20 protein-coding genes are annotated in these 20,845 nt (G+C 59.5%); 12 read left to right on the top strand and 8 right to left on the bottom strand.

Annotated features, from left to right (window positions below; translation table 11 throughout):
• Window positions 1-157 precede the first annotated feature (157 nt).
• A complete protein-coding gene (locus tag BK662_RS04930) occupies window positions 158-1,456 on the bottom strand; it encodes an MFS transporter (RefSeq protein ID WP_123357148.1) in 1,299 nt (432 codons plus the stop codon).
• 362 nt (window positions 1,457-1,818) lie between these two features.
• On the opposite strand from BK662_RS04930, the gene BK662_RS04925 reads away from it, so the two are divergent.
• Window positions 1,819-2,223 (top strand): acyl-CoA thioesterase, encoded by a 405-nt coding sequence (locus tag BK662_RS04925; protein WP_123357280.1) that lies wholly within the window; start codon window positions 1,819-1,821, stop codon window positions 2,221-2,223.
• An 85-nt stretch (window positions 2,224-2,308) separates the two neighbouring features.
• Window positions 2,309-3,208, top strand: a complete 900-nt coding sequence (locus tag BK662_RS04920) for a D-hexose-6-phosphate mutarotase (RefSeq protein WP_123357147.1) — start codon at window positions 2,309-2,311, stop codon at window positions 3,206-3,208.
• Between the two features lie 46 nt (window positions 3,209-3,254).
• Here the strand turns inward: BK662_RS04920 and BK662_RS04915 are convergent, their stop codons facing one another.
• From BK662_RS04915 to purE, 4 genes are all read right to left on the bottom strand, one after another.
• Window positions 3,255-3,791: a DUF3299 domain-containing protein gene (locus BK662_RS04915; RefSeq protein ID WP_030132475.1), complete on the bottom strand. Its 537-nt coding sequence runs from the start codon at window positions 3,789-3,791 to the stop codon at window positions 3,255-3,257.
• A 97-nt stretch (window positions 3,792-3,888) separates the two neighbouring features.
• Window positions 3,889-4,134 (bottom strand): GlsB/YeaQ/YmgE family stress response membrane protein, encoded by a 246-nt coding sequence (locus BK662_RS04910; protein ID WP_027926291.1) that lies wholly within the window; start codon window positions 4,132-4,134, stop codon window positions 3,889-3,891.
• Window positions 4,135-4,372: 238 nt separating this feature from the next.
• Window positions 4,373-5,455: a 5-(carboxyamino)imidazole ribonucleotide synthase gene (locus BK662_RS04905; protein ID WP_123357146.1), complete on the bottom strand. Its 1,083-nt coding sequence runs from the start codon at window positions 5,453-5,455 to the stop codon at window positions 4,373-4,375.
• An 11-nt stretch (window positions 5,456-5,466) separates the two neighbouring features.
• Window positions 5,467-5,958, bottom strand: coding sequence for a 5-(carboxyamino)imidazole ribonucleotide mutase (gene purE, locus BK662_RS04900; protein ID WP_003196369.1), 492 nt, complete (start codon window positions 5,956-5,958; stop codon window positions 5,467-5,469).
• A 447-nt stretch (window positions 5,959-6,405) separates the two neighbouring features.
• Between purE and BK662_RS04895 the strand changes: the two genes are divergently transcribed.
• On the top strand, window positions 6,406-7,002 hold the full coding sequence (locus BK662_RS04895; RefSeq protein WP_123357145.1) for a zinc metalloprotease: 597 nt from the start codon (window positions 6,406-6,408) through the stop codon (window positions 7,000-7,002).
• A gap of 53 nt (window positions 7,003-7,055) precedes the next feature.
• On the opposite strand, the gene BK662_RS04890 is transcribed toward BK662_RS04895, so the two are convergent.
• Entirely contained in the window at window positions 7,056-7,967 is a 912-nt protein-coding gene (locus BK662_RS04890) for a LysR substrate-binding domain-containing protein (protein WP_123357144.1), read from the bottom strand.
• Between the two features lie 181 nt (window positions 7,968-8,148).
• Here BK662_RS04890 and aspA point away from each other — a divergent pair, with 181 nt between their 5' ends.
• The 6 genes from aspA to BK662_RS04860 all read left to right on the top strand — a co-directional run bounded on the left by aspA (window position 8,149) and on the right by BK662_RS04860 (window position 16,321).
• Window positions 8,149-9,573: an aspartate ammonia-lyase gene (aspA, locus tag BK662_RS04885; protein WP_123357143.1), complete on the top strand. Its 1,425-nt coding sequence runs from the start codon at window positions 8,149-8,151 to the stop codon at window positions 9,571-9,573.
• A 486-nt stretch (window positions 9,574-10,059) separates the two neighbouring features.
• Window positions 10,060-11,511: an alanine/glycine:cation symporter family protein gene (locus BK662_RS04880; protein ID WP_123357142.1), complete on the top strand. Its 1,452-nt coding sequence runs from the start codon at window positions 10,060-10,062 to the stop codon at window positions 11,509-11,511.
• A 175-nt stretch (window positions 11,512-11,686) separates the two neighbouring features.
• Window positions 11,687-12,691, top strand: coding sequence for an asparaginase (locus BK662_RS04875; RefSeq protein WP_123357141.1), 1,005 nt, complete (start codon window positions 11,687-11,689; stop codon window positions 12,689-12,691).
• 163 nt (window positions 12,692-12,854) lie between these two features.
• The gene (locus BK662_RS04870) at window positions 12,855-13,847 is read left to right on the top strand and encodes an AraC family transcriptional regulator (RefSeq protein WP_123357140.1); all 993 of its coding nucleotides are present in this window, start codon (window positions 12,855-12,857) and stop codon (window positions 13,845-13,847) included.
• A 328-nt stretch (window positions 13,848-14,175) separates the two neighbouring features.
• Window positions 14,176-15,207, top strand: a complete 1,032-nt coding sequence (locus BK662_RS04865; protein ID WP_123357139.1) for a histone deacetylase family protein — start codon at window positions 14,176-14,178, stop codon at window positions 15,205-15,207.
• A gap of 13 nt (window positions 15,208-15,220) precedes the next feature.
• Window positions 15,221-16,321, top strand: coding sequence for a polyamine ABC transporter substrate-binding protein (locus tag BK662_RS04860; RefSeq protein WP_123357138.1), 1,101 nt, complete (start codon window positions 15,221-15,223; stop codon window positions 16,319-16,321).
• A gap of 15 nt (window positions 16,322-16,336) precedes the next feature.
• On the opposite strand, the gene pdxR is transcribed toward BK662_RS04860, so the two are convergent.
• Entirely contained in the window at window positions 16,337-17,890 is a 1,554-nt protein-coding gene (pdxR, locus tag BK662_RS04855; protein ID WP_123357137.1) for a MocR-like pyridoxine biosynthesis transcription factor PdxR, read from the bottom strand.
• Between the two features lie 90 nt (window positions 17,891-17,980).
• Between pdxR and BK662_RS04850 the strand changes: the two genes are divergently transcribed.
• From BK662_RS04850 to BK662_RS04840, 3 genes are read left to right on the top strand one after another with little or no spacing between them, the layout of a single operon-like run.
• Window positions 17,981-18,604, top strand: coding sequence for an FMN-binding negative transcriptional regulator (locus BK662_RS04850; RefSeq protein ID WP_123357136.1), 624 nt, complete (start codon window positions 17,981-17,983; stop codon window positions 18,602-18,604).
• Between the two features lie 9 nt (window positions 18,605-18,613).
• Entirely contained in the window at window positions 18,614-19,060 is a 447-nt protein-coding gene (locus BK662_RS04845; RefSeq protein ID WP_123357135.1) for a GNAT family N-acetyltransferase, read from the top strand.
• A gap of 17 nt (window positions 19,061-19,077) precedes the next feature.
• Window positions 19,078-19,749, top strand: a complete 672-nt coding sequence (locus BK662_RS04840; RefSeq protein WP_123357134.1) for a GNAT family N-acetyltransferase — start codon at window positions 19,078-19,080, stop codon at window positions 19,747-19,749.
• A 121-nt stretch (window positions 19,750-19,870) separates the two neighbouring features.
• Here BK662_RS04840 and BK662_RS04830 read toward each other — a convergent pair whose 3' ends face one another.
• Complete coding sequence (locus BK662_RS04830) at window positions 19,871-20,770, bottom strand: homocysteine S-methyltransferase family protein (protein WP_123357132.1); 900 nt, start codon at window positions 20,768-20,770, stop codon at window positions 19,871-19,873.
• Between the last annotated feature and the right edge of the window lie 75 nt (window positions 20,771-20,845).

The following is a 20,845-nucleotide window of genomic DNA, read 5'->3' as shown; positions in this document are numbered from 1 at the left end:
AATTGGATGAAAGGCCAGCATTTGGTTTTACAAGATGATTCGCGTCGCCTTCATCGCGAGCAGGCTCGCTCCCACAGGGGATCTGCGGTGAGCACAGAACCAATGTGGGAGCGAGCCTGCTCGCGATGGGGCCAGTGCAGTCGATGAAAGCGTCGGCCTATCGCCCCTTCTTCCAGAGATACGCCCCCACCAGAATCCCGACACCACAAATGATCGCCACATAATAGGCAGGCCCCATCGGGCTTTCCTTCAGCAGCAACGTCACCACCATCGGCGTCAGGCCACCGAAAATCGCGTAAGCCAGGTTGTAGGAAAACGACAACCCGCTAAAACGCACTACCGCCGGGAAGGCTTTGACCATCACGTACGGCACCGCACCAATGGTCCCGACCAGCAGACCGGTCAGGGCATACATCGGGAACAGCCAGTCGGGATGGTTGAACAGGCTGTGATAGAACGTCCACGAACTGATCAGCAGCGCGGCACTACCGAACACGAACACCCGGCCGGCGCCGAAGCGGTCAGCCAATGCACCGGAGGCCACACAGCCCAGGCTCAGGAACACGATGGCCAGGCTGTTGGCCTGCAACGCGGTAGTCGGCGCGAAGTGGTAGACGGTCTGCAGCACGGTCGGGGTCATGAGGATGACCACGATGATGCCGGCGGACAGCAGCCAGGTCAGCAGCATGGAAATCAGAATCGCACCGCGATGGTCACGTAACACGGCACGCAGCGGCACTTCCTCGGCCAGGGCCTTGCGCAATTGCAACTCGGCGAACACCGGAGTTTCGTGAAGCCAGCGGCGCAGGTAGACCGAGAACAGGCCAAACACGCCGCCCAGCAGGAACGGGATCCGCCAGGCGTAATCCGAAACCTCAACCGGTGTGTAAATGCTGTTGATCGCTGTGGCGACCAATGAGCCCAAAAGAATACCGGCGGTCAGACCGCAGGTCAGCGTGCCGCAGGCATAACCGATGTGCCGCTGCGGCACGTGTTCGGAAACGAATACCCAAGCCCCAGGCACTTCACCGCCAATCGCCGCGCCCTGGATCACCCGCATCAGCAGCAACAGGATCGGCGCCCACATACCTATCTGCGCATAAGTCGGCAGCAGGCCCATGATCAGGGTCGGCACGGCCATCATGAAAATGCTCAAGGTGAACATCTTCTTGCGCCCTAGCAGATCACCGAAGTGCGCCATGACGATGCCGCCCAGCGGCCGCGCCAGATAGCCGGCGGCGAAGATGCCGAACGTCTGCATCAGGCGCAGCCACTCGGGCATGTCGGCGGGGAAGAACAGTTTGCCGACCACCGTGGCAAAGAACACAAAGATGATGAAGTCGTAAAACTCCAGCGCGCCGCCCAAGGCAGACAGCGATAACGTCTTATAGTCGTTGCGGGTCAGCGGACGTGCGGATTGGTTGGGCTGCGCGATGCTCGAGGGCGCTGTGGTCATGGCAAGGGCTTCTCTTATAGTCGGATCTGCAACCTCAACAACGCTGGCAGAGGCTTGGGCAGGTTCGGCACGATAGCAAATTGTTCGAAAAAGCACATAGAGGCGCGTATTTGACGGTCAAAATGAGAACCCGACGGTCGTCTCGGAGTCTACCGATCGATATACTCGCAACATTGCAACGGCTTGTAAGGGGTTGCTGTGCGAAACCGTCGTTGGCATCTGTCAGCCGATTTCGCAGAGTTTCCCTTTAGGCGCCTTACGAAAAACGTGACGAACGTAGTATGTTCGGGGCTGAATCGTTTTTCCGAGACGGCTATTCCCGCTACACCTACGAAGAGTCACGGGTCAGAGGCACCCCCGGCATGATAGAGCTCGAACAAGAAGATCCAATCCCGCAAGGCGACCTGGCCCTGCAATTCACCGCGCTTCCGCGCGAAACCAATGGCTTTGGCGATATTTTCGGCGGCTGGTTGGTGGCGCAGATGGATTTGGCTGGCACTGCAATGGCCAGCAAGGTGGCTGGTGGCCGCGTGGCCACCGTGGCGATCGATCGCATGGCGTTCCTGGTGCCTGTAGCGGTGGGTGCTCAACTCTCCTTCTATACCCAGGCCCTGGAAATCGGCCGCAGCTCGATTCAGATGATGGTCGAAGTCTGGAGCGACGATCCACTGTCCAGCGAATGGCGTAAAGTGACCGAAGCCGTCTTCGTGTTCGTCGCCATCGACGGCAGCGGCCGCACTCGCTCGGTTCCGCCTAGAGCTCGTTAAACCGGAGCTCGTAAGAAAGGGTGCGCTAAACCCGGCGACCGTTTTGCGGTCCATTGCAGTCCTGTTCCTGATCGAGAGTTGCCCCATGAGCACGCCCAACGTTGAAGCCGTGAAACTGGATGAACTGAATTGCTGGCGTATCCGCCACGGTCAGGCCGAATTGCTGGTGGCCCAGCAAGGCGCGCACATCCTCAGTTATCAACTGGCTGGCGAGCCGCCGCTGATCTGGCTCAACGACGAGGCGGTGTTCAAGGCCGGCAAGAGCATCCGCGCCGGTGTGCCGGTGTGCTGGCCATGGTTCGGCAACCTGTCGCGCAACCCGCAGAGTGTCCAGTCCATGCGCGTCAGCCAGGAACCGCCGACCGCCCATGGTCTGGTGCGGGCGATGGACTGGGAACTGGGCGGCATCGAAACCGAGGGCGAAAGCCTGAAGGTGGAATTCGTCCTGCCCTACCCCGAAGGCGGTCTGCCGGGATGGCCGCATCAGGTGGACTTGAAACTGAGCATTCGTCTGGATGAGCAGTTGCATATCAGCCTGACGAGCGAAAACAAGGGCGCCGAACCAGTCACGATCAGCCAGGCATTGCACAGCTATTTCGCGGTCAGCGATGTGCGCAACGTGCATGTCGAAGGGCTGGATGGCTTGAGCTATATCGAAACCCTGGACGACTGGAAAACCGTCACCCAGACCGGTGATCTGCGTTTTACCGGCGAGACCGACCGCATCTATCTCAATACCCCACCGAAGCTGAGTATCGTTGACCCGCACTGGGAACGACGCATCGAACTGACCAGCAGCGGTTCGCGCTCGGCGGTGATCTGGAACCCCTGGATCGACCGCGCTGCAGCGTTCAGCGACATGGCCGACGATGGCTGGCAGCGCATGCTGTGCATTGAAACGGCGAATGTGATGGGTGATGTGGTGACGCTGGCATCAGGGGCGAGTCATACCCTGGGCGTGAGCATCGGTAGCAAACCTTTATAGCAACACCGCTCCCACATTTTGATCTGTGCCAGGCTGACTGGCATTTTTACAAATCCGACTCTTTAACCACCCGCACCTGCGCCGCATCCAGCGCATACGCCGCATCCGCCAGGTCGTTGTTGACCGTCTCGATCTTCAGCGTGCCGGTCACCCACAGCGGTGTGTAGATGTCATTCAGCTTCAAGCCTTTTGGATAACGCACCAACACCAACTGGTTAGGTGGCGGTGGCGGCACGTGGATGCAAGCGCCCGGGTACGGCACAAGGAAGAACAACGTGCTGCGGCCCTTGGCGTCGGATTCCAGGGGTACCGGATAACCGCCAATGCGGATGTGTTTGTCGTTCATCGACGGCACGGTTTTGGTCGAGTACATCACCGCCGGCAAGCCCTTGCTCTGCTTCATGCCACCCTTTTGGGTAAAGGTGCCGTTGGCTTCGGGTGAGTTGTGGTCGATTTCGGGCATGGCCTCGAGGGCTTTCTGGTCCGACTTGGGCATCAGTTCGAGCCAGTCGGTTTCCGGCAGTTCGCCGGCATGGGCCAAACCACTGCCCAGGAAGAGAAGAGTCAACAGAAGACGGCGCATGAAAGTGCTCGGCAAAGGATAGGACAATGTGACGATGGCAACGCCGAGCATTCTAGCCCTCTCCAACGATGGCGCAGAGAGGGCTTCGTCACTTCAATCAGTTCTTTTTGATCAGGCCGTAGATCACCAGCAATACCACCGCGCCCACCAGCGCACCGATGAAACCTGCGCCTTCGCCAGCGTGGTAAATGCCCAAGGCCTGGCCGCCGTAGGTGGCCGCCAGCGAACCGCCGATACCGAGCAGGATGGTCATGATCCAGCCCATGCTGTCATCACCCGGTTTCAAAAACCGAGCCAGCAGGCCGACGATCAAGCCGATAAAGATGGTTCCGATAATTCCCATGGCATTTCCCTCTGAATGAATTGGTGTGTCCCGTCTCACCATTGTCGTCAGGCAAGGCGCCGCGACGAGTCATAGCGCGCTATGGCGAGGAGCGGCAACGCAGCATGACGGCAACAGACGCTGTCAAAAAGGAACAGTATTGGTGAGACAGGACACCTAGCCAAAAGCCTAGACAGACTTTGGCATCCTGCCATCAGAGAACGACGGCCCTTGAAGGTTCCGCCGTGGCCACATGAAACTATTCAGCAATCAGCGCTTCGACCTTGAGGATCTGCGCAGCCAACGTCTCACGGTCTGCACAGCGCAGATTGGCGTGACCGACCTTGCGGCCGACCTTGAAAGCCTTGCCATAGTGATGCAGATGACAATCAGCAATCGCGATCACTTTCTCTACTGGTGGCACGACACCGATGAAGTTGAGCATCGCGCTCTCGCCGACCTTGGCAGTCGAACCCAGCGGCAAACCGGCAACGGCCCGCAGGTGGTTTTCGAACTGGCTGCACTCGGCCCCTTCGGTGGTCCAGTGCCCGGAGTTGTGTACGCGCGGGGCGATTTCGTTGGCCTTGAGGCCGCCGTCGACTTCGAAGAACTCGAACGCCATCACGCCGACGTACTCCAGCTGCTTGAGTACCCGGCTGGAGTAATCTTCAGCCAACGCTTGCAGCGGGTGATCGGTGCTGGCCACGGACAGCTTGAGGATGCCGCTGTCGTGGGTGTTGTGAACCAGCGGATAGAACTTGGTTTCGCCATCGCGAGCACGCACGGCAATCAGCGAGACTTCGCCAGTGAACGGCACGAAACCTTCCAGCAGACAGGCAACGCTGCCCAGCTCGGCGAAGGTGCCGACCACGTCTTCAGGCTTGCGCAGGACTTTCTGGCCCTTGCCGTCGTAACCCAGGGTGCGGGTTTTCAGCACGGCCGGCAGACCGATCGAAGCCACGGCAGCGTCCAGGTCGGCTTGCGATTGAATGTCAGCGAAGGCCGGGGTTGGAATGCCCAGGTCCTTGAACATGCTCTTTTCGAACCAGCGATCGCGAGCGATGCGCAGCGCTTCGGCGCTCGGGTACACCGGGACGAATTGCGACAGGAATGCCACGGTTTCGGCCGGGACGCTTTCGAACTCGAAGGTCACCAGATCGACTTCATCGGCCAACTGACGCAGGTGATCCTGATCGCCGTAATCGGCTCGCAGATGTTCGCCCAACGCGGCTGCGCAAGCATCCGGCGCCGGGTCCAGGAAAGCGAAGTTCATGCCCAGCGGAGTGCCCGCCAGCGCCAACATGCGACCCAACTGGCCGCCACCGATTACACCGATTTTCATCGTCAACAACCTCAGGCGATGCGTGGGTCTGGATTGTCCAGGACGCTGTCTGTCTGCTCAGCGCGGAATTTCTTCAACACGGTATGAAATTGCGGATGCTTGGCGCCCAGGATGCTCGCCGAGAGCAGCGCTGCGTTGATCGCGCCGGCTTTGCCGATGGCCAGGGTGGCAACCGGAATGCCTGCAGGCATTTGCACGATAGAGAGTAGTGAATCGACGCCCGAGAGCATCGATGACTGCACCGGCACACCCAGCACCGGCAGGTGGGTCTTGGCCGCACACATGCCTGGCAGGTGGGCCGCGCCGCCGGCACCGGCGATGATCACCTCGATGCCACGGGCCTCGGCCTCTTCGGCGTACTGGAACAGCAGATCCGGGGTGCGGTGGGCAGAGACCACTTTCACCTCGTAAGGGATGCCGAGCTTTTCCAGCATATCGGCGGTGTGGCTAAGGGTGGACCAATCGGACTTGGAGCCCATGATCACGCCAACCAGTGCACTCATCGTCGTGCCTCTTCTCTCTGGGCGCCCGCAGGCGCGTCAAAAAACAACAAGCCACGCAGAATGCGTGGCTTGATTGTACGAAAAATGGCCGGACGAACCGGCCGAAGGCCGCGCAGTATACCTCAATGAAGCAGATAAACAGCCCCCGCCGCGACCATCTGTCACTTGGGGCAACGTGGCAAGTTTATTGACTCTCAAGTCAGTCGATTCGGCCCAGCCCCAGAAGCTTATTAAGATACCCCAACGCACAACCTATAATCCACGAAACTACAACTAAGTTTATTGATAGCGTCTAGCTTTTTTTGCAATAAATGGACATATAGATTAACTCGCCAAGGCGCCACACCCTAGTTAGTTTAACTATTGCACTCACCAACCATACAACTAACAAACACAACAAATAACCTCTCGAACCTAATAAGAACGCTTTTAAATAAGGAATCAAGGATGACCCCAACTACCAAGTCGTCACAGAAAAAAGATCTTACGGTTTTCGCTATTATTCACGAAGACGTGCCCGCTTCAACGAAAGCGACTATTTATGCCGATCATTTCCGACCTTTTGTAAATGAGCTGGAAAGCTTCACCGACCTGAAGGTCAACATTGTCTTTGGTGGCGGCGCGCCCTACAGCAACTTCAATTACAAGGGCGATGACGGGACGCAGACCCTGAGGCGCTGGGAGACCCTGGGTATGAAATTTCTGGACGAGGCTAGAAAAGAAGGTTTCCAGACAAATTCCTTGACCAAGGTTATTTTGGTCACTAAGGATCATTTGAATGACAAGTTTGCAGGTATTGCACTTGTCTGGCCCCCATTTGGGGCTGGAACCTTTGCAATTGCATCAACGACCAGCTTCATAACAGTGGGTCATGAGATCGGCCATTTATTAGGCGCCAAACATGAAGATTCGGAGGTTCAATACAACGGCTGGTGGTGCGAAACATATATGATACCGCAGCGAAATGAATTCCGATCCATTTGCTATAAATTCAGCCCGACCAACCGACAAAACATAAAAAATTATCTGACTCACAGAGCATGATGTTCTAACTCTGATATGGGCGGCACAAAAAGCATGCCTCTGCCTTCACTAGCTTACTGATTGCTACTCGCTGCTCCGCCCTCGAGCTTGCGCCACAACAACCGCACATTCGCCTTGCGCACCAATGCGCAGCGATACAGACGGATCTCCAGCGGCACATGCCATTGTGGGCCACCGCAAACGACCAACTCGCCGCGAGCCAGTTCGGCACGCACGCTCAGATGCGGCACCCAGGCAATCCCCAGACCTTCCAGCGCCATGCTTTTCAGGCTGTCGGCCATGGCGGTTTCGTAAATAGTGGTGAATCGCAGCGCCCGCTGGCGCAATAGCATGTTCACCGAACGTCCAAGAAACGCACCGGCGCTGTAGGCCAATAGCGGCACGCTGGCCTCGCCTTCCAGATCGAACAACGGTTTGCCATCAGCATCGGCGGCGCAAACCGGGAGCATTTCGGTGTCTCCCAAGTGCAGTGACGGGAAAATCTCCGGGTCCATTTGCATGGCCGCATCCGGGTCGTAAAACGCCAGCATCAGATCACAGCCGCCTTCGCGCAACGCATGCACGGCATCACCAACGTTGGTCGCTACCAGTCGCGTGGCGATGTTCAGCCCTTCATTGCGCAATTGCGCGATCCAGCGCGGGAAGAATCCCAGCGCCAGGGAGTGAGCGGCGGCAACCTGCATCACCTCGCCCTGCCCGCCCTCCAAGTGATGAAGGTGGCGCAGCACTTCACCCAGCTGTTCGACCACGGTGCGCGCGGTGACGAGAAACAACTGCCCTGCCGCCGTCAGCTCGACCGGCGTACGGGAGCGATTGACCAGGGTCAGCCCCAGCGCAGCTTCGAGGCTGCGGATCCGCCGGCTGAATGCAGGCTGGGTCACGAAGCGTCGTTCAGCCGCCTGGGAGAAGCTGCGGGTGGCGGCCAGAGCACTAAAGTCCTCGAGCCATTTGCTTTCCAGATTCATCACGCCCCTCCCGGACACGCACCAATTTAGGTCACACGCTCGCCGCACACGCGGCGTCACACGGGCATTATGCCGAATGCGCATAGGCTAGTGTTTAACAGCATTGGCCCAAAATACTTCACAAGCCTAGCATTTGCAGTGTTCCGGCACAGACCGGGTCCATATCGAGATGATTTCTATCATGTCCTCCGCTGCATCTTTCCGCACAGAAAAAGACCTGCTTGGCGTACTCGAAGTACCTGCTCAAGCGTATTACGGCATCCAGACCCTGCGAGCGGTGAACAACTTCCGCCTCTCCGGCGTTCCGATTTCGCATTACCCGAAACTGGTTGTCGGTCTGGCAATGGTCAAACAGGCCGCCGCTGACGCCAACCGCGAGTTGGGTCACCTGAGCGAAGCCAAGCACGCTGCCATCAGCGAAGCCTGTGCCCGATTGATCCGCGGCGATTTCCACGAAGAATTCGTGGTGGACATGATTCAAGGCGGCGCTGGCACTTCGACCAACATGAATGCCAACGAAGTCATCGCCAACATCGCGCTGGAGGCCATGGGCCACAGCAAGGGCGAATACCAGTACCTGCACCCGAACAACGACGTGAACATGGCACAGTCGACCAACGACGCCTACCCAACCGCGATCCGTCTGGGTCTGCTGCTGGGTCACGACGCGCTGCTGGCCAGCCTCGACAGCCTGATCCAGTCGTTCGCCGCCAAAGGTGAAGAATTCAGCCACGTTCTGAAGATGGGTCGTACCCAGCTGCAAGACGCCGTGCCGATGACCCTGGGCCAGGAATTCCGCGCCTTCGCCACCACCCTGAGCGAAGACCTGGCGCGCCTGAAGACCCTCGCGCCTGAACTGCTGACCGAAGTGAACCTGGGCGGCACCGCGATCGGTACCGGCATCAACGCCGACCCGCGTTACCAGGCCCTGGCCGTTCAGCGTCTGGCTCTGATCAGCGGTCAACCGCTGGTTCCAGCCGCCGACCTGATCGAAGCCACCTCCGACATGGGCGCCTTCGTGCTGTTCTCCGGCATGCTCAAGCGCACCGCGGTCAAGCTGTCGAAGATCTGCAACGACCTGCGCCTGCTGTCCAGCGGCCCACGCACCGGCATCAACGAAATCAACCTGCCAGCGCGTCAGCCAGGCAGCTCGATCATGCCAGGCAAGGTCAACCCGGTTATCCCGGAAGCCGTGAACCAGGTTGCTTTCCAGATCATCGGCAACGACCTGGCCCTGACCATCGCGGCCGAAGGCGGCCAGCTGCAACTGAACGTGATGGAGCCGCTGATCGCCTTCAAGATCTTCGACTCGATCCGTCTGCTGCAGCGCGCCATGGACATGCTGCGCGAGCACTGCATCGTCGGCATCACCGCCAACGAAGAGCGCTGCCGTGAACTGGTCGAACACTCGATCGGCCTGGTCACCGCGCTGAACCCGTACATCGGCTATGAAAACGCCACCCGCATTGCCCGTGTCGCCCTTGAAAGCGGCCGCGGCGTGCTGGAACTGGTGCGCGAAGAAGGCTTGCTCGACGAAGAAATGCTCGCCGACATCCTGCGCCCGGAAAACATGATTGCTCCGCGTCTGGTGCCTTTGAAGGCTTAACCGAACGCTGGCTCTTTTGAAGAGCACGCTCACTAGGTCGAGGGACTAGACACCTCTCACCTTTTGAGGGCTTGGGGATTTATTCCCTCAAGCCCTTTTTTTTAACCCTTTTGCGGATTTTCGAATATGCTGAATGCTTTCAGTTCCGCCAAGATCGCAGCCTTCGGCAGCTCCTACCGGGTTTGAGACCCTCTGTAGAGGCTGCCGAAGGCTGCGATTTTTTGATTTTGCAGCGCTCTCGTTTCGTCGCTTGCACCACAATCGTGCAGACGGACGGCACTCTCCTTATGTATAGTGCCGGCCCTCTTCGCGTGAGCGGTCGTCGTTAACGAGACCTAAACCCATGCGAAACCCGAACTAATAAAACCCGCGATATGGAAACGGAACGAACCTTGATCCACCTGTTGTGCCACGCGCAAGCCGGTGTAACGCGATGTGTCGGTCCATCCAGTATCTGCACACACAAAAAATAGCGAGGAATAATCCATGCTCGAAGTCATCAACGACTTCCTCTCAGGGAAAGTACTGATCGTGCTCATTGTCGGGCTCGGTAGCTACTTCACGATCCGCTCGCGTTTCGTTCAGTTCCGCCATTTCTTTCACATGTTCGCGGTGTTCCGCGACAGCCTGAAAAGCAGCGCTGGCCAGCTCAGCTCGTTCCAGGCCCTGATGCTCAGCCTCGCCGGCCGTGTCGGTGCGGGCAACATCGCGGGTGTCGGCATCGCCGTGACCCTGGGTGGCCCCGGTGCCGTGTTCTGGATGTGGGTGACCGCGCTGGTCGGCATGTCCAGCAGCTTCTTCGAATGCTCCCTCGGCCAGCTCTATAAGCGCTGCGACTCCGAAGGTCAGTTCCGTGGCGGCCCGTCCTTTTACATTCAGCACGGCCTGCAGAAACGCTGGCTGGGGATGATCATGGCGTTCCTGCTGCTGATCACCTTCGGCTTTGCCTTCAACGGCCTGCAAGCCCACGCCGTAACCCACTCGCTGAACAATGCCTTCGGCCTCGACACCACGTACACCGGGCTGGGCCTGGCGGTATTGCTGGGTCTGGTGTTCATCGGCGGTATCAAGCGGATTGCCAAGGTCGCTGACCTGCTGGTACCGGTGAAAACCCTGGTGTACATCGGCGTGACCATCTACGTGATCGTGCTGCAGTTCGACCACGTTCCGGGCATGTTGATGACCATCGTCAAAAGCGCCTTCGGCCTGGACCAGGCGTTCGGCGGCCTGATCGGCAGCGCCATCGTCATGGGCGTGAAGCGCGGCGTGTTCGCCAACGAAGCAGGCCTGGGCAGTGCGCCAAACGTGGCAGCCGTGGCCTCGGTCGAGCACCCGGTTTCGCAAGGCGTGGTTCAGGCGTTCAGCGTGTTCCTCGACACCTTCGTGATCTGCACCTGCACCGCATTGCTGATCCTGCTGTCGGGCTTCTACACCCCGGGCTTCGAAGGCGACGGCATTGCCCTGACCCAGAACTCCCTGGCTGCCGTAGTCGGCGACTGGGGCCGGATGTTCATCTCCGTGGCCCTGGCGTTGTTCGTGTTCACCTCGATCCTCTACAACTACTACCTGGGCGAGAGCAACCTGCGCTTCATGATCGGCGAAAACCGCAAGGCGCTGATCGGCTATCGCGCGTTGGTACTGGTGCTGATCTTCTGGGGTGCCATCGAAAACCTCGGCACCGTGTTCGCGTTCGCCGACATCACCATGACCATGCTGGCATTCGTGAACCTGATCGCGCTGTTCCTGCTGTTCAAGGTCGGCATGCGCATTCTGCGTGACTACGATGACCAGCGCGCTGCCGGCATCAAGACCCCGGTGTTCGATTCGAGCAAGTTCCCGGATCTGGACCTGGACCTGAAAGCCTGGCCAGCCAATCCGCCAGCCGCTGCTCCTACAGCCGCAGCCGAGCCGCAAGGCGTGACCGCAGCGCAACGCTGATCGGTAAAAAACCGGGCGCACCCCCTGCGCCCGGCGTGACACAGCTTGCGACCGGCGTCATGCTCGGTCGTATGTTGTGGCAGCTTTTTTGACGCTGCCGTTTTGGTTCGAGCTTAAGACCACATCGCTCCCATCGCGAGCAGGCTCGTTCCCACATCGTTTTCGGAGAACCTCCATGAATTCCTCGACTTTCCCTGCTGCCCAGCACGTCATGGTGCTCTACACCGGCGGCACCATCGGCATGCAAGCCAGTGCCCACGGCCTGGCCCCGGCTTCCGGTTTCGAAGCACGGATGCGCGAATATCTGCACAGCCAGCCTGAGCTGGTGGTGCCGCAGTGGCGCTTTCGCGAGATGTCACCGCTGATCGACAGCGCCAACATGACGCCCGTCTACTGGCAGCAATTGCGTGAAGCGGTGGTCGACGCCGTTGATGTCCAGGGCTGCGACAACGTGTTGATCCTGCATGGCACCGACACCCTGGCCTACAGCGCCGCGGCCATGAGCTTTCAATTGCTCGGCCTGCATGCCCGCGTGGTGTTCACCGGCTCCATGCTGCCGGCCGGCGTGACCGACAGCGATGCCTGGGAAAACCTCAGCGGTGCGTTGGTTGCTCTTGGCCAAGGCCTCGCGCCGGGCGTTCATCTGTACTTCCACGGCGAACTGCTCGACCCGACCCGTTGCGCCAAGGTTCGCAGTTTCGGTCGTCATCCATTCAAGCGGCTGGAGCGTCAGGGTGGCGGCGTGAAAGCGTCCTCGATACCTGAGCCGCTGAACTACAACCAGCCTAAGCAGCTGGCGAAGGTCGCGGTGTTGCCGCTGTTCCCAGGCATCGGTGCCGATCAACTGGATGGCCTGCTCAACAGCGGTATTCAGGGTCTGGTGCTGGAATGTTATGGCAGCGGTACCGGGCCAAGCGACAACCCCGAGTTTCTCGCCAGCCTGGAACGGGCGCGAGATAAAGGTGTGGTGGTGGTCGCGGTGACGCAATGTCATGAAGGTGGTGTGCAGCTCGACGTGTACGAGGCGGGTAGCCGCTTGCGTGACGCCGGGGTGTTGTCCGGTGGCGGCATGACTCGCGAGGCAGCGTTCGGCAAATTGCATGCGTTACTGGGCGCAGGGCTTGAGATCGCTGAAGTTCGGCGGCTGGTTGAGCTCGACCTGTGCGGCGAACTGAGCTGACACAACACAAAACCCTGTGGGAGCGGGCTTGCTCGCGAAAGCGGTTAATCAGCCACATTGATGTTGGATGTACCGCCGCCTACGCGGGCAAGCCCGCTCCCACAGGATCGTCGTTGGGCATATAACTTGCTCGCCTCCAGCTACTTAACGGCTGGAACTACCCATGCTCCACTCCCATCTCACCACCCTCAACGCCGTCTCCCTGGTGCTCAACACCTTCAAGGCCGAAGGCCTGTCCAGCGAGGCATTGCTGGCCGGCAGCGGCATCAGCGCGGCGGATCTGAGCCGGGCGGACACGCGCATCACCACCAATCAAGAGATGCTGGTTTGTGCCAACGCCGTCGCATTACGCCGCGATATCGGCCTGGAGTTGGGCCGGCGGATGCATGTTTCGTCCTACGGCATGCTCGGGTATGCCTTACTCACCAGCGCCACTTTAGGTGACGCCTTGCGGCTGGCGCTGCACTATCCGGCGCTATTGGGAACACTGTTCGAGTTGAGCCTGGAAGAAGATGGCAAGCGCATCTGGCTCACCGCGGGCGACTATCGGGAAAATCCGGCGCTGGCGCCGTTCAATGTCGAGTTTTGCCTGGTCTCGATGAAAGTCACCTGCGAAGACCTGCTCGGCCACCCTTTGCCTCTGCTCGGCGCCCGCTTCGATTACCCGGCACCGGATTATCAGGCGCGCTACGCTGAGCGTTTCGACTGCCCCTTGCAGTTCGATGCTGTGTCCAATGCCTTTGCTTTCGACAAACGCTGGCTTGAACAACCCCTGCCTCTGGCCGACGCCATCACGCACCAGGCCATGGCCGAACGTTGTCGCAAGCAAAACACCGAATTCACCGGGCGTCAGGCCTGGCTCGGGCGTATCCGCCAACTACTCGCGGCGCAGCTGAGCGCGGCGCCGGGCCTGGACGGGCTGGCCGAACAGTTGAACTGCTCGGCGCGCACCCTGCGGCGACATCTGAAGGACCTGGGCTGCAGCTATCAGGAACTGCTCGATGAGTTGCGCTTCGAGCAGGCCAAGCGAATGCTCTGCGAAGATCAACTGCCGATCTATCGGATTGCCGAAGCGTTGGGGTTCAGCGAAACCGCGAGCTTCCGACATGCGTTTGTGCGCTGGAGTGGTGTGGCGCCCAGCCAGTTCAGGCCTTGAGTTCTGCGGCGTCCTGAATGCCGCCATCGCGAGCAGGCTCGCTCCCACATTGGATCTTCAGAGAACCCCGTATTTGTGTGCGGCGCAAAACTACTGTGGGAGCGAGCCTGCTCGCGATGGCGTCTTCAAGTACACCAAAAGCTTCGCGGGCAAGGCTCGCACCTACAGGGTCGGATGCATCATTCGAGGGCGCCGGCGTGCCATTAAGGGGCGAATTTCGGTCAAATCTTTTGGCCAGATCGATCCCCTTTTGGCCTTTCCTGCCGTTCTCCCAAACGCCGCCCGCCGCAAGACTGTGTGCAACCGAATCAGCCTGCGGAGAACAAGAATGCTGACGATCTACTCGGACGATCACCACCTGCATCACGGCCGTTGTGAATTGATGGACGGGCAATTGATGCCCTGCTTCGAAATGCCCTCGCGGGCCGACCATGTGCTGGCACGCGTACAGTCCCGCCATCTGGGCCCGGTCGAGGCGCCGCAGGATTTCGGTCTCGGGCCGATCGAGCGCATCCACAGCCGCGATTACCTCGACTTCTTCAAAGGGGCCTGGGCGCGCTGGACCGAATTCAATACCGACGGCGACTTGCTGCCCTACACCTGGCCGGCCCGCACCTTGCGCCGGATCGTGCCCACCAGCCTGCACGGCCAGCTCGGCTATTACAGCTTCGACGGCGGCGCACCGATTACCGCCGGCACTTGGCAAGCGGCGTATAGCGCGGCGCAAGTGGCGTTGACCGCGCAGGCGGAAATCCAACGCGGCGCTCGCAGTGCTTTCGCCTTGTGCCGTCCACCGGGACACCATGCCGCCAGCGATTTGATGGGCGGTTATTGCTACCTCAACAACGCCGCCATTGCCGCCCAGGCGTTCCTCGATCAGGGCCACAAAAAGGTCGCGATCCTCGATGTCGATTACCACCACGGCAATGGCACTCAATCGATTTTCTACGAGCGCAGCGACGTGCTGTTCACCTCGATCCATGGCCATCCGGAAGCCGAGTTTCCGTTCTTCCTCGGCTACGAAGACGAACACGGTGAAGGCCCGGGCGAAGGGTTCAACTTCAACTACCCTTTGCCCGCCGGTTCAGGCTGGGACAATTGGAGCGCGGCGCTGGAGCAGGCCTGCAAAGAGATCGAAAAGTACGGCGCCGACATCGTCGTCGTGTCCTTGGGCGTCGATACGTTCAAGGACGACCCGATCTCCCAATTCAAACTCGACAGCCCGGATTACCTGGCGATGGGCGCGCGCATCGCAGGCCTCGGCAAGCCGACGCTGTTCGTGATGGAAGGCGGTTACGCGGTGGAAGAAATCGGCATCAATGCCGTGAACGTTCTCGAAGGTTTTGAAAGCGCCCAATGAGGAATTAGAACAAATGAATCGACTCAAGCGTCTGATCGTTCCAACCCTGTGCGCCATGATAGTCAGTGGTGCCGTGCATGCTGAAGAACGCACATTGCGGGTGTACAACTGGTTCGACTACATCACCCCCAAAGCGCTGGAAGATTTCAAGGCCCAGAACACCCAGACCAAACTGGTCTACGACATCTTCGACACCAACGAAGCGCTGGAGGCCAAGCTGCTGACCGGCAACTCCGGCTACGACGTGGTGGTGCCGTCCAACGTGTTCCTCGCCAAGCAGATCGAAGCCGGGGTGTTCCAGCCGCTGGACCGCAGCAAACTGCCGAACTGGAACCACCTCGATCCGAAGCTGATGAAGTTGATCGAAGCCAACGACCCGGGTAACAAATTCGCCGTGCCGTACATGTACGGGACCATCCTGATCGGCTTCAACCCGGACAAGATCAAGACGGCTTTGGGCGACAACGCACCGGTGGACAGTTGGGACCTGATCTTCAAGGAAGAGAACATCAGCAAGCTCAAGCAGTGCGGCGTGGCCCTGCTCGACTCACCGTCAGAGATCCTGCCGCTGGCCCTGCAACACCTGGGCCTGGATCCCAATAGCAAGAAGCCGGCGGACTACGCCAAGGCTGAAGCGCTGCTGATGAAGATTCGTCCGTACATCACCTACTTCCATTCGTCCAAGTACATGGCCGACATTGCCAACGGTGACATCTGCGTGGCGGTCGGTTACTCCGGCAGCTTCTCCCAGGCCGCCAACCGTGCCAAGGAAGCCAAGAATGGCGTGATCGTCGACATGCGCCTGCCCAAAGAAGGCGCGCCGATCTGGTTCGACATGCTGTCGATCCCCAAAGGCGCGAAAAACCCGGAGGACGCCTACACCTTCATCAACTACTTGCTGCAACCCCAGGTCATCGCACCGGTCAGCGATTTCGTCGGTTACCCGAACCCGAACAAGGACGCCACGGAAATGGTCGACCCGGCGATTCGCAACAACCCGAACCTGTACCCGACCGAAGCGGCGATGAGCACGCTCTACACCCTGCAACCGTTGCCTCGCGATGCCGAACGGGCACGGACCCGCGCCTGGACCAAGATCAAGTCCGGGACCTGATCCGGGCGGCGCGGCTCACATCGGAATCCAGATCTCTTTGAGCCTCGCCAGTGCCGATTCGATAGCCGTCTCCGGCACTGCGGCGAACCCCAGGACCAGCCCCGCTCGCTGGTCCTCGGGGAGCGTTGTGTCCGGCAGCCAATAACTGCTCAGTCCATTGATCTCCACCCCGACGCTGGCGGCTTGTTCGATCAATTCGCGCTCACGGGCCACGCTGTCGACACGTACCGTCAGGTGCAAACCGGCCGCCACACTGGGCAGCTTACCAACGCCCGGGATATCCACAGGCCAGCCATTGAGCAAAACGTTACGCCGACTCAACGCAGCACGGCGCATACGGCGTATGTGTCGCTGGAAGTGCCCGGCTGCCATGAACTCAGCCATTACTGCTTGAGTGCTGACCTCCGAGTGCCGCACGTCCACCGCACGACGCTGAGAGAACGCCTCAACCAATCCGGGCGGCAACACCAGATAACCCAGTCGTAATGCCGGGAATGCAACCTTGCCGAAGGTTCCGACATACAGCACCCGTCCCTGCCGATCGAGCGCAGCCAACGGTGCCAGCGGTGCACCGCTGTAACGGTATTCGCCATCGTAGTCATCCTCGACGATCCAGCCTTGGGTGCGTTCGGCCCAGGCCAACAATTCAAGACGTCGCGCCAGACTCATGACCACCCCGGTCGGGTACTGATGCGACGGCGTGACATAAGCCAATCGACAATCGCTGAGCGCCGCCAATACGGTGCAATCAATGCCCTCACTGTCCACCGCAACCCCGTGCAATCGCGCGCCGGCTACAGCGAACGCATGACCCGCCGCTCGATACCCCGGATTTTCAATCCCCACCCCGTCGCCAGGCTCCACCAGCAACTGTGCACAAAGGCTAATCCCCTGTTGTGCGCCACTGGTGATCACTATTTGCTCAGCCGAGCACTGCATGCCCCTCGAACTGCGCAAGTACGCAGCAATCAGCCCTCGCAATCGTGTATCACCCGCAGGGTCGCCGTAACACAGTTGCTCTAAATCCGGATTACGCCAGAAAGCCGCGTTCAGCTTGGCCCAGACCTCGAAAGGAAATAGATCGAAGGCTGGAACGCCGACACGAAATGCCCGAGGCGGACCACTGGGAGGCAAGGCCAGATGGTTGTTTTCAACCCGGCCCAAAGCACCGCTGTGGATAACTTTACTGGATGAAACCACAGGTAAATCCAGCCAATTTGTGGATAAGGCTGTGGGTAACCCTGTTGAAAACCCTGTGGATACTTTTGTGGATAATTTTTTTCCCGACGCCGGGGCTTGAGGCAATTGCGCGACATAAGTCCCATCGCCAACACGCCCCTCTATGAAGCCCTCAGCGTAAAGCTGATCGTAGGCACGGACCACGCTGTTACGGGAAATCGATAAGGCCGCCGCCAGATCGCGACTGGCCGGCAGTCGTGTGCCGCTGGCCAATCGTCCGTCAAGCACTCGCACCCGCAGCGCTTGATAGAGCTGACGACTCAGGCCCTGACGGCGGTCGAGTTCGATACCCGCCGGATTGAACGACGAGGGAAGCGGCGGATTCGGCATGGTAATGGACCTATGAAATTGGTCATTAATGGCTCTTACAACAGACCAATAGCCTGCCTAGGATGCAGGCATTCGCCAAGGAAAATTTCCATGTACACGCCCAGCAATTTCGCCATCGATGATTTGAATGAACTGCATCAGCAGATAGTCGGCACTCGCCTTGCTGTTTTGGTCACCCACGGTGAGCAGGGCCTGCAAGCCAGTCATCTGCCGCTGCTGCTGAATGTCGACCACGGGCCGAATGGCACTCTCTACGGGCACCTCGCCCGGGCCAATCCACAATGGCGGGAATTGCAGAACGGCGCCGAGGCGCTAGTGATTTTTGCTGGTGCGGATGCTTACGTCAGCCCGGGGTTTTACCCGAGCAAAGCCGAGCACGGCAAAGTCGTGCCGACCTGGAACTACGTCGCCGTGCACGCCTATGGCATGGCCGAAGTGTTCACCGACGCCGATCGCCTGCGCACTCTGGTCAGCGCTCTGACTGATCGTCATGAAGCCGGTCGTACCCATCCATGGAAAGTCGCCGACGCCCCCACCGACTACATTGATGGCATGCTCAAGGCCATCGTCGGTTTTGCCTTGCCGATCCAGCGCCTGGAGGGCAAACGCAAGCTCAGCCAGAACCGCAATGCTGCAGATATCGCCGGTGTGCGCGAGGGGCTGGCCGCCAGCCCTGATGTGCACGACCAGGCCCTCGCCCACTTGATGCGTTAAGGAACCAAAATGAGTCAGATCGACATCCGCCAGGTCACCGCCGACGATCACGCTGCCTGGCTGCCGTTGTGGCAAGCCTACTTGCGCTTCTACAACACCGAATTGCCCGACGCAGTCACCCAGAGCACCTGGCAGCGCCTGCTCGACCCGAGCGAGCCGACCCATGCGGCGCTGGCCTGGGCCGATGGCAAAGCGGTGGGCATGGTGCATTTCATCTACCACCGCTCGAACTGGAGCATCGAAAACTCCTGCTACCTGCAAGACTTGCTGGTGACGCCAGAAACCCGCGGCACCGGTGTCGGTCGGCAACTGATCGAATTCGTCTACACCACGGCCAAGGCGGATGGCTGCTGCAAGGTTCATTGGTTGACCCACGAAACCAACGCCACCGCGATCCAGCTCTATGAGCGCATCGCCGAGCGTCCCGGTTTCATCCAGTTTCGCCACGCCCTATAAGGTTCAAGGAGAGCAACATGTCGACTTCACTCGCGGACTGGAAAGGTGTTCCGCCACCCTCGGTTCAACTGATCGAAGGGCGTTTCATCCGCCTGGAAAAACTTGACCCGGCGCGTCACGCCGACGGCTTGTGGAAAGCCCTCGAAGGCCCGGGCTCGGATCCGAAACTCTGGGACTATTTGCCTTACGGACCTTTCCCGGAGCGCAGCGTTTTCAACGATTGGCTGAACAACCACGCGGCCAACAGCGACCCGTATTTCTTCACGGTGATCGACCGCGCCAGCGGCGACGTGCAGGGCATTCTCAGCCTGATGTCGATTGTCCCTTCTCAGGGCCGCATCGAAATCGGCCATGTGACCTTCGGCGCAGCGATGCAACGCTCCCCAAGAAGCACCGAGGCGGTTTACCTGCTGGCCAGAGAATCCTTTGCCTTGGGTTACCGGCGTCTGGAATGGAAATGCAACAACGGCAATGCCCGTTCCAAGTATGCGGCGGAGCGGTTGGGGTTCAGTTTTGAAGGGGTGTTCCGTCAGCACATGGTGGTCAAGGGTCAGAACCGAGACACGGCGTGGTATTCGATTCTGGATTCGGAGTGGCCAGCGATTGGCGCGGGGTTCGAGCGGTGGCTGTCTGATGAGAACCAGACGGAATCGGGGCAGGTGAAAACTCTGGTTGAGTGCCGTCAGTAATCTTCGGCGCCCGGACGGACGCTATCGCGAGCAGGCTCGCTCCCACATTGGATCGTTGTCGAACACAATATACGTGCTCACTGAAGATCTATTGTGGGAGCGAGCCTGCTCGGGATTGGCATCACGCCAATTTCTGGGCCAACACCGCAATATGCTCCGGCCCGATCCCGCAGCACCCGCCCAAATGGCTGGCCCCGCGCTTTTGCCAATCGGCCGCCCACTGCAAATAACCCGGTGGGTCGAGATCGTCGCGCAACGGGTCCAGACCGTCATTGGCCGTGGCCTCTTTCGGCTGCGGCGGGAAGGCATTGGCGTACGCGCCGATGTGAATATTCACCCCCAAGCGTTCGAAGGTTTCCCGCGCCGCATCAATCGCAGCGCCGATCACTTCTGGCTGGCTGCAGTTGAACAGCAAAGTCTCGACGCCCAACTCAGCCGCCACCGCGGCAGCCTCAGCCACGGGCTCACCCGAACGCAGACGCGGCACTTCGTCAGTATCTTCATCCTTCAAGGTAAACGACAGCCAGAACGGCTTGCCGTCCTTCGGCAGACCGGCATGGATCGCCCGTGCCTCGATAATCGAGCTCTGGGTTTCGGCCAGCCACAGGTCGACATGAGGCGCCAGACCATTGACCAGAGGCGTCAACAGTTCAGTCACCCGCGCGGCGTCAAACAGGTCCGGCCGATAGGAGCCGAACAACGGCGGCAATGAACCGGCCACGCGCACCGGTTTGCCCGCCGCATCGACTGCACGACGGGCCAGTTCACCGGCCAATGCCGCGAGTGCCTGACCCTCAGCGGAAAAGCGCTCTTCGCCAATATGGAACGGCACCACCGCATAACTGTTGCTGGTGATCACGTTGGCACCGCTTTCGATATAAGCCGCGTGCACGGCCTCCACAGCTTGCGGCGCTTCGCTTAAAGCTAGCGCGGACCATTCAGGCTGCCTGAACGGCGCCCCTCGGCGTTGCAGCTCACGACCCATGCCGCCATCCAGAATTACCGTGCTGCCTGCGCCCATATTCTTTTCACTCATAAGCTTATGAAAATAACTCACTATCAGAGTCCTTCTTATAACTATTTAATACGCACCACC

The organism is Pseudomonas frederiksbergensis, from assembly GCF_003732275.1.
In the GTDB taxonomy this organism is placed as follows: Bacteria; Pseudomonadota; Gammaproteobacteria; order Pseudomonadales; family Pseudomonadaceae; genus Aquipseudomonas; species Aquipseudomonas frederiksbergensis_H.
This window is presented reverse-complemented; position numbering and strand designations above follow the sequence as displayed.

Bases quoted from the DNA above. Each gene is read 5' to 3' on its own strand.
- BK662_RS04865 (WP_123357139.1), top strand. From the start codon at position 14,176: ATGCTGACGATCTACTCGGACGATCACCACCTGCATCACGGCCGTTGT.
- BK662_RS04840 (WP_123357134.1), top strand. From the start codon at position 19,078: ATGTCGACTTCACTCGCGGACTGGAAAGGTGTTCCGCCACCCTCGGTT.
- BK662_RS04920 (WP_123357147.1), top strand. From the start codon at position 2,309: ATGAGCACGCCCAACGTTGAAGCCGTGAAACTGGATGAACTGAATTGC.
- BK662_RS04910 (WP_027926291.1), bottom strand. From the start codon at position 4,134: ATGGGAATTATCGGAACCATCTTTATCGGCTTGATCGTCGGCCTGCTG.
- pdxR (WP_123357137.1), bottom strand. From the start codon at position 17,890: ATGCCGAATCCGCCGCTTCCCTCGTCGTTCAATCCGGCGGGTATCGAA.
- BK662_RS04850 (WP_123357136.1), top strand. From the start codon at position 17,981: ATGTACACGCCCAGCAATTTCGCCATCGATGATTTGAATGAACTGCAT.
- BK662_RS04930 (WP_123357148.1), bottom strand. From the start codon at position 1,456: ATGACCACAGCGCCCTCGAGCATCGCGCAGCCCAACCAATCCGCACGT.
- BK662_RS04845 (WP_123357135.1), top strand. From the start codon at position 18,614: ATGAGTCAGATCGACATCCGCCAGGTCACCGCCGACGATCACGCTGCC.
- BK662_RS04830 (WP_123357132.1), bottom strand. From the start codon at position 20,770: ATGGGCGCAGGCAGCACGGTAATTCTGGATGGCGGCATGGGTCGTGAG.
- BK662_RS04870 (WP_123357140.1), top strand. From the start codon at position 12,855: ATGCTCCACTCCCATCTCACCACCCTCAACGCCGTCTCCCTGGTGCTC.
- aspA (WP_123357143.1), top strand. From the start codon at position 8,149: ATGTCCTCCGCTGCATCTTTCCGCACAGAAAAAGACCTGCTTGGCGTA.
- BK662_RS04905 (WP_123357146.1), bottom strand. From the start codon at position 5,455: ATGAAAATCGGTGTAATCGGTGGCGGCCAGTTGGGTCGCATGTTGGCG.
- purE (WP_003196369.1), bottom strand. From the start codon at position 5,958: ATGAGTGCACTGGTTGGCGTGATCATGGGCTCCAAGTCCGATTGGTCC.
- BK662_RS04925 (WP_123357280.1), top strand. From the start codon at position 1,819: ATGATAGAGCTCGAACAAGAAGATCCAATCCCGCAAGGCGACCTGGCC.
- BK662_RS04915 (WP_030132475.1), bottom strand. From the start codon at position 3,791: ATGCGCCGTCTTCTGTTGACTCTTCTCTTCCTGGGCAGTGGTTTGGCC.
- BK662_RS04875 (WP_123357141.1), top strand. From the start codon at position 11,687: ATGAATTCCTCGACTTTCCCTGCTGCCCAGCACGTCATGGTGCTCTAC.
- BK662_RS04890 (WP_123357144.1), bottom strand. From the start codon at position 7,967: ATGAATCTGGAAAGCAAATGGCTCGAGGACTTTAGTGCTCTGGCCGCC.
- BK662_RS04860 (WP_123357138.1), top strand. From the start codon at position 15,221: ATGAATCGACTCAAGCGTCTGATCGTTCCAACCCTGTGCGCCATGATA.
- BK662_RS04895 (WP_123357145.1), top strand. From the start codon at position 6,406: ATGACCCCAACTACCAAGTCGTCACAGAAAAAAGATCTTACGGTTTTC.
- BK662_RS04880 (WP_123357142.1), top strand. From the start codon at position 10,060: ATGCTCGAAGTCATCAACGACTTCCTCTCAGGGAAAGTACTGATCGTG.